13 protein-coding genes are annotated in these 14,088 nt (G+C 66.2%); 7 read left to right on the top strand and 6 right to left on the bottom strand.

Annotated features, from left to right (window positions below; genetic code table 11):
- Positions 1-248 precede the first annotated feature (248 nt).
- From D5301_RS17345 to D5301_RS17335, 3 genes are all read left to right on the top strand, one after another.
- The gene (locus tag D5301_RS17345; RefSeq protein WP_153856399.1) at positions 249-2,213 is read left to right on the top strand and encodes an oligopeptide transporter, OPT family; all 1,965 of its coding nucleotides are present in this window, start codon (positions 249-251) and stop codon (positions 2,211-2,213) included.
- A gap of 234 nt (positions 2,214-2,447) precedes the next feature.
- Entirely contained in the window at positions 2,448-4,526 is a 2,079-nt protein-coding gene (locus tag D5301_RS17340) for a S9 family peptidase (protein WP_153856398.1), read from the top strand.
- 130 nt (positions 4,527-4,656) lie between these two features.
- Entirely contained in the window at positions 4,657-5,886 is a 1,230-nt protein-coding gene (locus tag D5301_RS17335; protein ID WP_153856397.1) for a DUF819 family protein, read from the top strand.
- A 201-nt stretch (positions 5,887-6,087) separates the two neighbouring features.
- Here the strand turns inward: D5301_RS17335 and D5301_RS17330 are convergent, their stop codons facing one another.
- Genes D5301_RS17330 through D5301_RS17310 form a run of 5 tightly spaced genes read right to left on the bottom strand, consistent with a single transcriptional unit; the run spans position 6,088 to position 9,109 of the window.
- Positions 6,088-6,567, bottom strand: a complete 480-nt coding sequence (locus tag D5301_RS17330; RefSeq protein WP_110711585.1) for a hypothetical protein — start codon at positions 6,565-6,567, stop codon at positions 6,088-6,090.
- Between the two features lie 46 nt (positions 6,568-6,613).
- Positions 6,614-6,874: a cell division topological specificity factor MinE gene (minE, locus tag D5301_RS17325; protein WP_004148073.1), complete on the bottom strand. Its 261-nt coding sequence runs from the start codon at positions 6,872-6,874 to the stop codon at positions 6,614-6,616.
- A gap of 2 nt (positions 6,875-6,876) precedes the next feature.
- Positions 6,877-7,686 (bottom strand): septum site-determining protein MinD, encoded by an 810-nt coding sequence (gene minD / locus D5301_RS17320; protein ID WP_010483375.1) that lies wholly within the window; start codon positions 7,684-7,686, stop codon positions 6,877-6,879.
- A gap of 35 nt (positions 7,687-7,721) precedes the next feature.
- Positions 7,722-8,510, bottom strand: coding sequence for a septum site-determining protein MinC (gene minC / locus D5301_RS17315; RefSeq protein ID WP_204303175.1), 789 nt, complete (start codon positions 8,508-8,510; stop codon positions 7,722-7,724).
- A gap of 2 nt (positions 8,511-8,512) precedes the next feature.
- Positions 8,513-9,109: a GNAT family N-acetyltransferase gene (locus D5301_RS17310; protein ID WP_008267255.1), complete on the bottom strand. Its 597-nt coding sequence runs from the start codon at positions 9,107-9,109 to the stop codon at positions 8,513-8,515.
- A 150-nt stretch (positions 9,110-9,259) separates the two neighbouring features.
- Between D5301_RS17310 and D5301_RS17305 the strand changes: the two genes are divergently transcribed.
- From D5301_RS17305 to D5301_RS17290, 4 genes are all read left to right on the top strand, one after another.
- The gene (locus D5301_RS17305) at positions 9,260-10,456 is read left to right on the top strand and encodes a sensor histidine kinase (protein WP_153856396.1); all 1,197 of its coding nucleotides are present in this window, start codon (positions 9,260-9,262) and stop codon (positions 10,454-10,456) included.
- Positions 10,456-11,097, top strand: a complete 642-nt coding sequence (locus D5301_RS17300; protein WP_006424175.1) for a response regulator transcription factor — start codon at positions 10,456-10,458, stop codon at positions 11,095-11,097. Before D5301_RS17305 ends, D5301_RS17300 begins: the two co-directional genes overlap by 1 nt.
- Before the next feature lie 233 nt (positions 11,098-11,330).
- Positions 11,331-12,404: an SRPBCC family protein gene (locus tag D5301_RS17295; protein WP_110711588.1), complete on the top strand. Its 1,074-nt coding sequence runs from the start codon at positions 11,331-11,333 to the stop codon at positions 12,402-12,404.
- A 104-nt stretch (positions 12,405-12,508) separates the two neighbouring features.
- Entirely contained in the window at positions 12,509-12,880 is a 372-nt protein-coding gene (locus D5301_RS17290; RefSeq protein ID WP_110711589.1) for a DUF423 domain-containing protein, read from the top strand.
- Positions 12,881-13,272: 392 nt separating this feature from the next.
- Here the strand turns inward: D5301_RS17290 and D5301_RS17285 are convergent, their stop codons facing one another.
- The gene (locus tag D5301_RS17285) at positions 13,273-14,082 is read right to left on the bottom strand and encodes a M15 family metallopeptidase (protein WP_153856395.1); all 810 of its coding nucleotides are present in this window, start codon (positions 14,080-14,082) and stop codon (positions 13,273-13,275) included.
- Positions 14,083-14,088 lie beyond the last annotated feature (6 nt).

Raw genomic sequence — 14,088 nt, 5'->3', positions numbered from 1 at the left:
GGGGACAGCGGAAAGGGCGCGATTATAGAAGGGCAGGGGCCGGATCACGGCGCTTATGACAAATACGACTTAATCCCCTCCGTCCCCTTTTTGCGGCAGGCGCTGCGCGGCTTTGCGGGATCGGCCGGTTGGCCTTGCCGCACCGGTCGGGCGGCCGGGTGGGCCTGCGCCGGCGGTGACCATGCGCACTGGACTTGCCGCCCCCTGAACGCTAGCGTGATCGGGATTTTTTGCCAGCAGGGGCTTCCATGAACCACGACGCTGCGCCCAAGCAGCTCACCTTCCGCGCAGTGGCCCTGGCCATCGTGCTGGCGGTGGTGCTGTCGGCCGCAAACGCCTACCTCGGTCTGTTCGCAGGCCTGACCATCGCCACCGCCATTCCCGCTGCGGTGATTTCCATGGGCGTGCTGCGCCTGCTGGGCGGTGGCTCCATCCTTGAAAACAACATCGTGCAGACCGGCGCCTCGGCCGGTTCGTCGATCGCCGCCGGTGTGATCTTCACCATCCCGGCGCTGGTGATCATGGGCTACTGGCCGGACTTCAAGTACTGGTGGGTGCTGGGCATCGCCGGTCTGGGTGGCCTGCTGGGCGTGCTGTTCTCGGTGCCGCTGCGCCGTTCGATGATCGTTGAAGATCCGCTGCCGTTCCCGGAAGGCAAGGCAGCAGCCGAAGTGCTCAAGGCCGGTGAGAACCCGGGCCCGGGCCTGAAGATCCTCGGCCTGTCGGCGGTGATCGGTGCCTTCGTCAAGCTGGCCGCGGAAAGCGGCATGCGCCTGATCCCGGACGCCTGGGCCACCTCGGCCTACGTCGGCAGCTCCAAGGTCACCGCCTTCATCGGCACCAACCTGTCGCCGGCGCTGCTGGGCGTGGGCTACATCGTCGGCCTCAATGTCGGCATCGTGGTGGTGTCCGGTTCGATCCTGACCTGGCACATCGCCATTCCGATCTACCAGGCGTTCTTCATGAACACCGATCCGGCACTGGCGGCGTCGGTTGCTGCGGCTTCTTCCACCGAGGCGGCGTTCGCCATCTGGGGCGCGAAGATGCGCTACCTGGGCGTCGGCGCGATGCTGATCGGCGGCATCTGGACCCTGATCTCGCTGCGCAAGTCGCTGCTGAACGGCGTCAAGAGCGGCTTCGCTGCCGCCCGCAAGAGTGGTGGCCCGGTGCTGGCGCACACCGAGCGCGACCTGCCGATGAAGTGGATGCTGGTCGCCCTGGTGGTCTTCGTGCTGCCGCTGCTGGCGCTGTACCAGGCCATCGTCGGCCAGTGGCACGTGTCGATCCCGATGACCCTCATCATGATCGTCGCCGGCTTCCTGTTCGTGTCGGTCTCGGCCTACCTGGCCGGCCTGATCGGCTCGTCCAACAACCCCGTTTCGGGCATCACCATCTCCACCATCCTGTTCGCGTCGGCCGTGCTGGTCGTGCTGCTGGGCGCCGACGGCCTGAAGCCGGTGGGCGCCGGCGGTGCGCCGCTGGGTGCGGTGGCCGCGATCATGATCGGTGCGGTGGTGTGCTGCGCCGCCGCGGTCGGTGGCGACAACCTGCAGGACCTCAAGGCCGGCTACATCGTTGGTGCCACCCCGTGGAAGCAGCAGCTGATGCTGGGCATCGGTGCGTTCTCGTGCGCGCTGATCATGGCCCCGGTGCTGAACCTGCTGGCTACCGCCTACGGCATCGGCGTGAAGTCCGAGCTGCACCCGAACGCGCTGGCCGCGCCGCAGGCCAACCTGATGGCCTCGGTGGCCAAGGGCCTGTTCGGTGGCGAACTGCCGTGGACCTTCATCGGCATCGGTGCCGTGGTCGGTGCGGCCATCATCGCCTTCGACAGCTGGCTGAAGTCGCGCAACGCCCGCTTCCGCGTGCCGGTGCTGGCCGCCGCCATCGGCATCTACCTGCCGCTGGAACTGATGGTGCCGATCTTCCTCGGCGGCCTGATCGCTTACCTGGTCGAGCGCTTCCACAAGGTGCGTGCCGATGACGAAGAAGGCCGTGACCGCGTGCACAAGCCGGGCGTGCTGTTTGCTGCCGGCCTGATCACCGGTGAGGCGCTGATGGGCATCGCCATCGCGATTCCGATCGTGGTCAGCAGCCGCGCCGATGTGCTGGCCGTGCCGTTCCACCTGCCGGGCGCACAGTGGATCGGCCTGGCCGTGCTGTTCCTGGTCGGCTGGCTGATCTACCGCACCGGCAAGCGCGCCGTGGCGTGATGCACGGGGTCGGATCCCTTCCCGCAGGGAAGGGCTCTGACCCGGTAGTGCCGGCCGCTGGCCGGCAACCAGACAGATTGCCGGCCAGCGGCCGGCACTACCGCAAACCGCGCTACGGCGCGGTTTGCCTTTTCTGGCGAAGGCATCGACCCGTCCCCGGCCATGACCGATGGCCTTGGCAGCCCCGGCCGCACGGGCCTACCATCGGTTTTTTGCCGTCCTGCGGAGACCCCGATGAAACTGCGTCATGCCCTGCTGCCACTGAGCCTGCTGGCTGCCCTGCCCAGCGTTGCCGCTGCCCGTGGCCTGGAAGTCCGCGACATGGTGGCCATGGATCGCGTCTCCGCGCCGGTACTGACCGCCGATGGTGGCACCGTGGTGTTCGCCAAGCGCAGCGTGGATGCCAACCTGAAGGCCTCCACCGCACTGTTCGCGCGCAACCTGCGCACGCGTGACGCGGCCCCGCCGAAGCAGATCACCCCGGCTGGCTGGAGCGTCAATTCCGCGTCGCTGTCGGCCGATGGCCAGACCGTGTATTTCCTCAGCGCCAAGAACGGCAGCCAGCAGCTGTACGCGCAGCCGATCAACGGCGGCACCCCGCGCCAGCTGACCGACTTCCCGGTGGACGTGGACAGCTACCACGTGTCGCCGCAGGACGACCGCGTGCTGTTCAGCGCCGGCGTGTTCCAGGCCTGTGCCTCGGACCTGGCCTGCACCGAGAAGAAGCTCAAGGACGTCGCCGGTGCCAAGGCCAGCGGCAAGGTCTTCGATTCGCTGTTCGTGCGCCACTGGGATACCTGGAACGACGGCCGCCGCAACACCCTGTTCGTGGCACCGCTGCCGGCAGCCAAGGCCGGTGCGGTCAAGGGCGCCTCGGCGCTGAGCGCGACCATCGACGGTGATGCGCCGTCAAAGCCGTTCGGTGGCAACGATGATTTCGCGTGGTCGCCGGATGGCGCCAGCGTGGTCGCCAGCATCCGCGTGGCCGGCAAGCAGGAGCCGTGGTCGACCAACTTCGACCTGTACCGCTTCGACGCGGCCGGCAAGCAGGCGCCGGTCAACCTGACCGCCTCCAACCCGGCCTGGGATGCTGGCCCGGTGTTCAGTGCCGACGGCAAGACCCTGTTCTACCGCGCGATGAAGCGCCCGGGCTTCGAGGCCGACCGCTTCGGCCTGATGGCGATGGACCTGGCCAGCGGCAAGACCCGCGAGATCGCGCCGCAGTGGGATCGCTCGGCCGGCGGCATCACCCTGTCCGCCGACGGCGCCAGCATCTACACCACTGCCGATGACCTCGGCGAGCACCCGCTGTTCCAGATCGACGTGGCCAGTGGCAAGGCCACCAAGCTGATCGGCGACGGCAGCGTGACCTCGGTCGACGTGGCCGGCAACAGCGTGGCGATCACCCGCAACAGCCTGAAGAGCAACGACCAGGTGCTGGTCGGCCTGCTGCCGGCCGCAGGCGAAGCCATCGGCGAGCTGCGCGCGCTGACCCCGGCCGCAGGCGACGTGCTGAAGGACGTCAGCTTCGGTGAGTACGAACAGTTCGAGTTCAAGGGCTGGAACAACGACACCGTGCATGGCTACGTGGTCAAGCCGCACAACTACCAGGAAGGCAAGTCGTACCCGGTCGCGTTCCTGATCCACGGCGGCCCGCAGGGCAGCTTCGGCAACGGCTGGAGCTATCGCTGGAACCCGCAGACCTATGCGGGCCAGGGCTACGCCGTGGTGATGATCGACTTCCATGGTTCCACCGGCTACGGCCAGGCCTTCACCGATGCGATCAGCCAGCACTGGGGCGACCGCCCGCTGGAAGACCTGCAGAAGGGCTGGGATGCGGCGCTGAAGAAGTATTCCTTCCTAAACGGTGACAAGGCCTGTGCGCTGGGTGCCAGCTACGGCGGCTTCATGGTCAACTGGATCGCCGGCAACTGGAACAGCCCGTTCAAGTGCCTGGTCAACCACGACGGCGTGTTCGACCAGCGCATGATGGGCTACGCCACCGAAGAACTGTGGTTCACCGAGTGGGAGCAGGGCGGTACCCCGTACCAGAAGGCCGCGAACTACGAGAAGTTCAACCCGGTCAACCACGTGGCGGACTGGAAGAAGCCGATCCTGGTCATCCATGGCCAGCAGGACTTCCGCATCCCGGTCGAGCAGGGCCTGGCCGCGTTCACCGCCGCCCAGCGCCAGGGCATCGAATCGAAGTTCCTGTACTTCCCGGATGAAAACCACTGGGTGCTGAAGCCGAACAACAGCATCCTGTGGCATGACACCGTCAATGCCTGGCTGAAGCAGCACATCGGCAACTGATGAGTACAGCGCCGCCCTTCGGGGCGGCGCTTTTGCTTACGGGTAGTGCCGGCCGCTGGCCGGCAACCACATGCTGCTTCCACCCATACCGGATTGCCGGCCAGCGGCCGGCACTGCCAGGAGCGCCCGCATGATCCAGAACGACATCGTCGTCTTCGGTTTGATCGCCGCCACCCTGGGCGCCGTGTTCTGGACCGCTTCCCGCGAGCAGGGCCTGTGGAAACGCTTCTACACGTTCGTGCCGGCACTGCTGCTGTGCTACCTGATTCCCGGCATCTACAACACCGCCGGCCTGATCGACGGGCAGAACACCAAACTCTACAACCCGATCGCGCGCGACATCCTGCTGCCTGCGGCGCTGATCCTGCTGACGCTTGCGGTGGACATCAAGGGCATCCTGCGGCTCGGCCCGAAACTGGTGCTCATGTACCTGGGCGCCTCGGCCAGCATCATGCTCGGCGCGGTAGTGGCCTTCCTGCTGATGCGCGCCGTGCATCCGGAAACCGTGGCCGGTGACACCTGGGCCGGCATGGCGGCGCTGGCCGGCAGCTGGATCGGCGGCGGTGCCAACATGCTGGCGATGCGCGAAGTGTTCGACGTCAACGCGACCACGTTCGGCCAGTTCGCGGTGGTCGATGTCGGTGTCGGTTACGTGTGGATGGCGGCGCTGATCTTTCTTGCTGGTCGTGCGGCGAAGATCGACGCGCGCAGTGGCGCCGATACCTCGGCCATCGATGAGCTGAAGGAGCGCATCGCGCGCTTCCAGGCCGAGCACGAGCGCATTCCCAGCCTCACCGACCTGATGCTGATCGTGGCGGTGGCCTTCGGCGGCGTCGGCCTGTCGCATGCGATTGGCGCGCCGCTGGCGGCCTGGTTCAAGACCAACGTCGGCTGGGCCTCGCAGTTCAGCCTGGATGCGCCGTTCGTGTGGGTGGTGGTGTTGTCGACCACCTTGGGCCTGAGCCTGAGCTTCACCCGTGCCCGCAACCTGGAAGGCGCGGGCGCATCGCGCCTGGGCTCGCTGCTGTTGTACTTCCTGATCGCCTGCATCGGCATGCAGATGGATCTGCTGGCGCTGCTGGACCGCCCATGGCTGTTCCTGCTCGGCCTGATCTGGATTGCCGTGCACATCGTGCTGCTGTGGTGCCTGGGCAAGCTGCTGAAGGTGCCGTTCTTCTACTTCGCCATCGGATCGCAGTCGAACATCGGTGGCCCGGCTTCGGCGCCGGTGGTGGCTGCAGCGTTCCATCCGGCGCTGGCGCCGGTGGGCGTGTTGCTGGGCACGATGGGCTACGCCACGGGAACCTACCTGGCCTACGTCGTCGGCATCACCCTGCGCGCGCTGGCAGGGCAGGGGTGATGGGTATTGGGGTCAGATCCCTTTTGCGCAGCAAAAGGGATCTGACCCCGGTTCACGGTGGATCACGCCACCGGCAACCCGCGTTCGATCAACCACGCCTTCGCGTCTTCGGCGTCCTGCTCGAACCGCGCCGAGTGAAAAGAGGGGCGCCGCAGGGTCCGGCGCGTCGCCACGCGCCCGTGGCCAACCGCGCCCGCGGCTTTACGCCACCGGCAACCCGCGTTCGATCAACCACGCCTTCGCGTCTTCGGCGTCCTGCTCGAACCACGCCTGCGTAGACCCCAGCCGATACGTATACCCCCAGGCATCCATGTCAGCCATCAGCCGCTGGCTGCCGACACCAGCCAGCTGTCCGGCCAGCACGATCTGCAGATAGCAGGTGGCGTCTTCCTCGGCCACCGAGTCGGTGGCGTCGGTATGCACCTGCGCACGCCGTTCCGGCGGCAGCACGATCAGATGGCAGGCTTCGTGCAGCATCGAGTGCACGGGCGTGTCATCGCGCACGTACACGTTGCTGGCGATGATGCCGGCCTCGGGCTCGCCCCAGTAGCTGCCGGGAATCGGTTCACCGGCCGCCACGTGGTGCAGCTGCAGGCCATGCGCGGCGAGCAGGCACTGCGCATCGGCGAAGGCGATGTCGCCCACGCAGGTGATGTCCACGGCGGTTGTCGTATCGGTCATGCGGGTCAGGCAGCCCCGCCCGTGCAGGCACGGGCGGGGCAGAGCATCAGGGTTTGTCCGGGCCTTCAGGCAGCGCCACGGAGATGTCCAGCACATCGTGCTGGCCATCCTTCACCAGGTCGACCTTCACTGCATCGACGTCGATGTTCACGTACTTCTTGATCACTTCCAGCAGCTCGCGCTGCAGCAGCGGCAGGTAATCGGGGCCGCCGCGGTTGCTGCGCTCCTGCGCGATGATGATCTGCAGGCGGTTCTTGGCGGTTTCGGCGGTGGTCTTCTTCGCTTTGAGGAAATCAAACAGGCCCATGCTTACCCTCCGAACAGCTTGCTGAAGAAGCCCTTCTTCTCGACGTTGGTGAAGCGCATCGGGCGTTCTTCGCCGAGGATGCGCGCGACGGCGTCGTCATAGGCCTGGCCGGCTGCGGACTCGACATCCAGGATGACCGGCTCGCCCTTGTTGGAGGCGTTGAGCACGTCACCCGACTCGGGGATCACGCCGATCGCCTTCAGGCCGAGCACTTCCTCGACGTCGGCGATGCTGAGCATCTCGCCGCTTTCCACGCGCAGCGGGGTGTAGCGGGTCAGCAGCAGGAAGGCCGGCACGTCCTGGCCGGACTCGGCCTTGTGGGTCTTGGAGTCGAGCAGGCCGATGATGCGGTCCGAGTCGCGCACCGACGACACTTCCGGGTTCACCACCACCACGGCGCGGTCGGCGAAGTACATCGCCAGGAAGGCGCCCTTCTCGATGCCGGCCGGGGAGTCGCAGATGATGTAATCGAAGCCGTCGGCGGCCAGGTCCTTCAGGACCTTGCCCACGCCTTCCTGGGTCAGTGCGTCCTTGTCGCGGGTCTGCGAGGCGGCCAGCACGTACAGGTTCTCGAAGCGCTTGTCCTTGATCAGGGCCTGCTTGAGGGTCGCTTCGCCGTGCACGACGTTGACGAAGTCGTACACCACGCGGCGTTCGCAGCCCATGATCAGATCGAGGTTGCGCAGGCCGACGTCGAAGTCGATCACCGCCACCTTCTTGCCGCGCCGTGCCAGGCCGCAGGCCAGGCTCGCGCTGGAAGTGGTCTTGCCGACGCCGCCCTTGCCGGAGGTGACTACGATGATTTCAGCCAAAGGACTTCTCCTGATGATTCTGTTTGGGTGCTGCGTCAGTCCAGCGCAGCGATCTTGATCTGGTCCTGTTCCAGCCACACCTGCACGGCTTTGCCGCGCAGGTTGTCCGGGACATCGTCCAGTACCTTGTAATGGCCTGCAATGGCGACCAGTTCCGCATGGAAATCACGGCAGAAGATGCGTGCCGCGGTGTTGCCCTGGGCCCCTGCCAGCGCGCGGCCGCGCAGGGTGCCGTAGATATGGATGCTGCCATCGGCAATGACTTCGGCGCCGGCGCCGACGGTGGCCATCACGGTCAGGTCGCAGTTCTCCGCGTACAGCTGCTGGCCTGAACGCACGTTGCCCAGCTGCATGCGGCCCGGCTGCGGGGCGGCGGCGTCGGCGACCTTTGCCACGGGCGCGGCGGGGGCCGGTTTCGGCTCGGCACGCACGACGCGGCGCGGTTCCGCTGCCGGCGGTGGCGGGGCCGGTTCGGCCTCTGCACGCTCGTACTGGGCGCGGAACTTGGCCAGCAGCGGAAGGCCGAGCTGCTGCGAGAGCAGATCGACCGCGCTGGTGCCGTAGGCCAGTGCCACCGGCAACACGCCGGCGCTGCGCAGGCCATCGACCAGCGCCTGTGCGGTGGCCACGTCCGGCACCTGGCTCAGGCCGCCGAAGTCGAGGATCACTGCCGCGCGGCCGAACAGTTTCGGTGCGCGGGTCACGCGCTCGTGCATTTCCTGCACGAGACGCTCGACATCAAGGGTACGGATGCGCAGGTTGGCGATGCCTACCTGGCCGATCTTCAGTTCACCGGCCTGTTCGTAATCGAAATTCACCGCCACGCTCAGGTCCCCGTCGGTCGCTGTGCCTGCGCCGGCAGTTGCCGGGCGCGTGTCCACGCCACATCCGGCAGCTTGCCACGATAGGTCTCCTGGACCCACGGGTAGCTGCACAGTTCCTTGGCCAGCATGCTGGCACGCACGTCAACCTGGGCCATGGTGTTCTGGCCCAGCTCGCGGAAGCCGAAGCTGCCGTGGAAGAGCAGGGCGGCATCGGCGCCATGGTCGAGGAAGACCTCGCAGGTCATCTGCGGGTAGCGCAGCTCGGCGAAGCTCTGTGCGTCGGCATAGAACGCACGGCCGACGCCACCGCCACGCCGGCGGCTGGCGACCACGATGCGGTCGATATAGAAGAACGGGGTGTCCAGCTGCTGCTTGAACCAGGCGAAATTGCTGCTGTCGTGCTGGCTGTCGCTGCCGAAGCCGATCAGGAATCCGGCCAGGTTGCCGTCGCGCTCGGCGACGCGGAAGTACTCAGCGGTTTCGTAGAACAGGCGCAGGCGGGCCGCATCCAGGGGAAGGATGGCCAGGCCAGCGTTGTTGTTCAAAGCCAGGACGGAATCGAGCTCGTGCTCGCGCACGTCGCGGATGACAATCGACATTGTGACTCCGTGGGGTAACGCGGTTGGTCCATCAAAGGACCCTGCGCACGATTATTGCATGCCCGGGGTGGGCTGCGGCATGAACAGGCGACCGGGCAGGCATGACTTCCGTGGGGTGCGGTACGCGGGCGTGGCCCGTAGAGTGCTGGCATGTTGGGAGTCCTCAGCCATACCCGTGTCCTCCGCCTGGCCGGCCTGTTCACCTGGGTCATGGTCGGCCTGCCGCTGGCGTACTCGCAGTTCGAGAACCTGCACAGCCGCAACGACATGGGCGGCTGGGCGATCCTGCTGTTCGTCGCCTACCTGTCCTTCGGCACCGCCTATTACTGGCTGACCCGCATCCTGCGCAGCGACAGCCACACCAGCTGGCTGGACCGCGGCCTGTTGCTGCTGCTGACGATCTCGGCGCTGGGGGTCAGCTTCCTCAGCGGCTCGGGCCTGGGCAGCATCCTGATGATGGTCGCCGCGGGGGTCATCCCGTGGATGCTGTCGATACGACTGGGCGTGCTGTGGCTGCTGGTCAGCCAGCTGGCGGTGGCACCGGTCTACTACATGCTGCTGCGCTTCCCGCTGTTCGAAGCGGTGATGCAGTCGCTGCTGTACGGCGGCTTTTCCATGTTCATCTTCGTGACCAGCCTGGTCGCCCGCCAGCAGACCGAGGCCCGCGACGAGCAGCGCCGGCTCAATTCGGAGCTGCGCGCCACCCGGGCCCTGCTGGCCGAGAGCGCCCGGGTCAACGAGCGCACCCGCATCTCGCGCGAGCTGCATGACCTGCTCGGCCACCAGTTGACCGCGCTGACCCTGAACCTGGAAGTGGCCAGCCACCTGGCCGAGGGCCAGGCCCTGGAGCATGTAAAGCGTTCGCATGGCCTGGCCAAGCTGCTGCTGGGCAACGTGCGCGAGGTGGTCAGCCAGCTGCGCGAGACCGGTGCCATCGATCTGGCAGCGGCCCTGCGCCCGCTGACCGAGAACGTGCCCTCGCTGGACATCCAGCTGGAGATCGAGGACCCGCTGAACGTGGAAGACCCGCAGCGGGCCCACGTGCTGCTGCGCTGTACCCAGGAGATCATCACCAACGCGGTACGCCACGCCGGTGCCCGCCACCTGTGGATCAAGGTGTACCGTGAAGCCCCCGACCGGGTGGTGGTGGAGGCCCGCGACGACGGCGTCGGCGCGGATATGGTCAATGTAGGCAATGGCTTGCGCGGCATGCGCGAGCGCCTGCAACAATGTGGTGGCCAGCTGCAGATCGAGACCCGCCCCGGCGAAGGATTCCGGCTGCGGGCGACGGTGCCGGCAACGGTGCTGGTGGCTGCCCTTACCAAGGTTCCTGAAGGAGTACGTTGATGATTCGCGTCTGCCTGGTCGACGACCAAACCCTGGTGCGGCAGGGAATCCGCTCCCTGCTGGCGCTCGACGACGGCATCGAGGTGGTGGCCGAGGCCGGCGATGGCCGGCAGGCGGTCGAGCTGATACCGCAGGTGCGTCCCGATGTGGTGCTGATGGACATGCGCATGCCGGTGATGTCCGGGCTGGAGGCGCTGCAGGTGCTGTCGCGCCAGGAGCAGCTGCCGCCGACCATCATCCTCACCACCTTCGACGACGACCAGCTGGTGCTGGCCGGGCTCAAGGCCGGTGCCAAGGGCTACCTGCTCAAGGACGTGACCCTGGCGCAGCTGGTCGGTGCCATCCGCACCGTGGCAGACGGCGGTTCGCTGGTGCAGCCTGCCGTGACCCAGCGCCTGCTGTCCGGCCTGGAGCACATGCGCAACGAGTTCGTCAGCCTGGACCGCCCGGACCCGCTGACCGACCGCGAGACCGAGATCCTGCGGTTGATGGCCAGTGGCTTCTCCAACAAGGAGATCGCCAACTCGCTGGGTGTGGCCGAAGGCACCATCAAGAACCACGTGTCCAACATTCTCTCCAAGCTGGGCGTCCGCGACCGTACGCGTGCCGTACTGAAGGCGTTCGAACTCCAACTGGTCTGAGAAAAATCGTTCCGGTACAAAGACTTGGGTGATGGTCAGGGGCTGCGGCCAAGGTTGCCCCCTACTGGCCGGTAGCGGTATGCGTTACCCTTCGAATTCTTTGTCCATACAAATACGCAGCCGGCAGGGAAACCGGTGCGCCAATCCCGATAAACAATGCCCGCGAAGCCTGCTAGGATTGGCGCTTCGCTTCAATCAACCCGGCCGTGGGATCGGCCCCGGAGACTCTCTGAATGACCCGTATTATCGAGTTCCTGATCGCCTTGGGGATCGTGGCTGGCCTGTTCGTCATCATTGGCGTATGTCTGCCGGGCGAGCGTCACATCACCGAAAGCATCGAGACCAACCGCAAGATGACGATCGTGTACGACACGGTCAGCAGCCTGCGCCGCTTCAAGGACTGGAACCCGCTGGTACTGCGCGATCCCGCCGTTGAACTGAAGCTGTCCGGCCCGGCCTCCGGCGTCGGTGCCACCCTCGACTTCACCTCCAAGGACCTGGGCACCGGCTCCTGGAAGATCACCGAAGCCGAAGAGAACAAGCGTGTTGCGATCGCCATCGATGACGCCACCAAGGGTCACGACAAGATCACCACCTTCACTCTGGAGCCGACTGGCAAGGGTGGCCGCAACGTCAAGATCACCCAGGACTACTCGGTGAAGTATGGCTTCGACCTGTTCGGCCGTTATGCCGGCCTGTATGTCAGCCGTCAGATCGGCGACGACATCAAGATGGGTCTGTCGCGTATGGCCAACATGCTGGCCAGCGTTCCGAACGTCGACTACCGCACCCCGGAAGCGCCGCTGACCGATCTGGCCATCGTCGATGTGCCGGCTGAAGACCTGCTGGTCGTCAACGCCGGTAACGTGGACCGCGGTCAGGACACGATCACCAAGTCGATCAAGGACAACCAGGAGTGGATCAAGCGCGTGATGGAGGCCAATGGCCTTGAGGCCGCCGGTCCGTTCCGCATCGTCACCACCGACTTCGGCCAGGAGAAGTACGCCTTCGACATCGCCCAGCCGGTGAAGAAGAAGGGTGCTGAAGGTGCCACCGCTGAAGAGCTGACCGTCAAGATCGACGGCGGCGCTCCGGTCAAGTACGTGCACGTGGCTCCGCACCGTTCGGCGCATGCGGCCTACACCGGCCACATGGCGGGTCTGGACGTGGCCCGCAACGGCCTGCGCGCCTGGGCCGTGACCTCGGGCAACGAAGTGATCGACCGTCCGTACGAATCCTGGAAGGACGGCATCGACAAGTCGTTCACCCCGGAAGGTACCTACGACATCTACTGGGCCGTCAAGTAAGCCTCGGCTGACCCATGTAGTGCTGGACACGAAAACGCGCCGCTTATTGCGGCGCGTTTTTTTTCATCTGGCGCCCGGCAAGGGGCGCTGCGCAAGGAGCCCACATGTTCAATCTCGAACGTCGCGCACGTAAGCCTTCCCTGTTGGCCTGCCTCGGTGCGCTGCTGGCAGCTGCTTCGATCGGCCTGTCCGCCTACGCGTCGCACGGTGTGGCCGATCCGTTGGCGCAGCAGCATCTGAACATGGCGGCGTTGTACGCGTTCGCGCATGGCGCGGTGCTGGTGGCGCTGGGGCCGCGCGCGCACGGGGTGATCGCGCACCTGGCGCTGTACGTGCTGCTGCTGGGTGTCCTGCTGTTTTCCGGCAGCCTGGTGGGGGGCGCGTTGTGGCAATGGCCGACGCGGATGGCGCCGATCGGTGGCACCAGCATGATGGCCGGATGGGTGCTGCTGGCGATCAATGCGTTGAGGCGGTGACTGAGTCGAGGTTGTTTCTTCGATCCATGCTGATGCGATCTGCACCGTCCATGGGCGTTACTTTTCTTTTCGCGCGAAAAGAAAAGTAACCAAAAGAAACGCGCCGCCGGCCGCGAGCCGGTGCTGCGCACCGGTCCCCTGCGCTCCTCGGCCCGTCGAGGGGCGGTGCGGGAACTCGCTGCGCTCAGACACCCGCACCTCTTCGCCCTCGCCGGACCTGCGGTGCTCGGCTCGCTTGAAGGCGGACCCAACAGCCGCGCGCTGATCCGTTGTAGAGGCTTCGAGCGAAGCGACCGGCTTCTGTCTTTGCCTTCTTGTTCCATCTCGTGGTGGGCGCGCGGAATCCGCTCGGACAGCTCCATGAAGTTCGCCGTGCAGCCGCCACGAGGGGCTCAGCCGTTGGCCGGTCTCCAGCACCAGTGCCACGGTTCGTAGACGATGCCGTGCGGGTTGTCGCGCGGGTAGCTCAGCTGGAAGCCGTGCGTGCTGGCATGGGTCTGCAGCCACGCGAAGGCGTCGGTGGCTTCGAACGATTCTTCGGCCGGGGCATCACCCGGTGTGCCGATGTCCAGCGCATGGCCGCTGTGGTGTTCACTGAAACCCGGGGCGGCATTGACCTTCAGGATCTCGGTCACGCTCAAGCCGCGCGCAAGCTTCCGTTCGAAGATGCCCAACTGGTAGGCATGGCTGCGGAAGCCGGAAATCGCATCCAGCGCGATGCCGTCCTGCGCGGCGTGCAGGCGCATCCGCCGCCAGCCCTGTGCTGCGCCACGGCGCAGCCACAACGGGCGGGCGAAGCGGTCGCTGCCGGCGAAGTGCAGCAGGCAGGGTTCCGGTTCCAGCGGCAGGCCGCTGTCGTCGGCATAGCGCTGCACATCCAGGCCAAGCTGCTGCAGGCGCTGCTGCAGCCCGGCCAACGGAAGCCAGTGTTCTTCCAGCGCAGCGCCGAACGGGCGCGCCGCCGTAGCGTCGAGCAGTGCCAGTGCGTCCTCGACCCCGGGCTCGCGCGGCAGGCGCGGCACCATCGAATGCACGCCGTGCGGCAGTACCGCCGCCAGATAGCGGCCATCACGCTTGCGCCGCAGCACCCACTGCGCCTGCGACAGCAGGCGTGCATCCAGGTTGCTGCGTGCGCGCAACAGGTGGGCGGGCCACAGCTCGATGGCCTCGGTATTGATCAGCAGGGGCGGGCGTCGTTGCATCGCCTC

This window comes from Stenotrophomonas sp. MH181796 (genome assembly GCF_009659995.1).
Lineage (GTDB): Bacteria > Pseudomonadota > Gammaproteobacteria > Xanthomonadales > Xanthomonadaceae > Stenotrophomonas > Stenotrophomonas riyadhensis.
This window is presented reverse-complemented; position numbering and strand designations above follow the sequence as displayed.

Excerpts from the sequence above, each read along its gene's own strand:
- D5301_RS17310 (WP_008267255.1), bottom strand. The coding sequence starts at position 9,109 with ATGTCGATTGTCATCCGCGACGTGCGCGAGCACGAGCTCGATTCCGTC.
- D5301_RS17290 (WP_110711589.1), top strand. The coding sequence starts at position 12,509 with ATGTTCAATCTCGAACGTCGCGCACGTAAGCCTTCCCTGTTGGCCTGC.
- minE (WP_004148073.1), bottom strand. The coding sequence starts at position 6,874 with ATGGGCCTGTTTGATTTCCTCAAAGCGAAGAAGACCACCGCCGAAACC.
- D5301_RS17300 (WP_006424175.1), top strand. The coding sequence starts at position 10,456 with ATGATTCGCGTCTGCCTGGTCGACGACCAAACCCTGGTGCGGCAGGGA.
- D5301_RS17340 (WP_153856398.1), top strand. The coding sequence starts at position 2,448 with ATGAAACTGCGTCATGCCCTGCTGCCACTGAGCCTGCTGGCTGCCCTG.
- D5301_RS17345 (WP_153856399.1), top strand. The coding sequence starts at position 249 with ATGAACCACGACGCTGCGCCCAAGCAGCTCACCTTCCGCGCAGTGGCC.
- D5301_RS17335 (WP_153856397.1), top strand. The coding sequence starts at position 4,657 with ATGATCCAGAACGACATCGTCGTCTTCGGTTTGATCGCCGCCACCCTG.
- D5301_RS17285 (WP_153856395.1), bottom strand. The coding sequence starts at position 14,082 with ATGCAACGACGCCCGCCCCTGCTGATCAATACCGAGGCCATCGAGCTG.
- D5301_RS17295 (WP_110711588.1), top strand. The coding sequence starts at position 11,331 with ATGACCCGTATTATCGAGTTCCTGATCGCCTTGGGGATCGTGGCTGGC.
- D5301_RS17305 (WP_153856396.1), top strand. The coding sequence starts at position 9,260 with ATGTTGGGAGTCCTCAGCCATACCCGTGTCCTCCGCCTGGCCGGCCTG.
- D5301_RS17330 (WP_110711585.1), bottom strand. The coding sequence starts at position 6,567 with ATGACCGATACGACAACCGCCGTGGACATCACCTGCGTGGGCGACATC.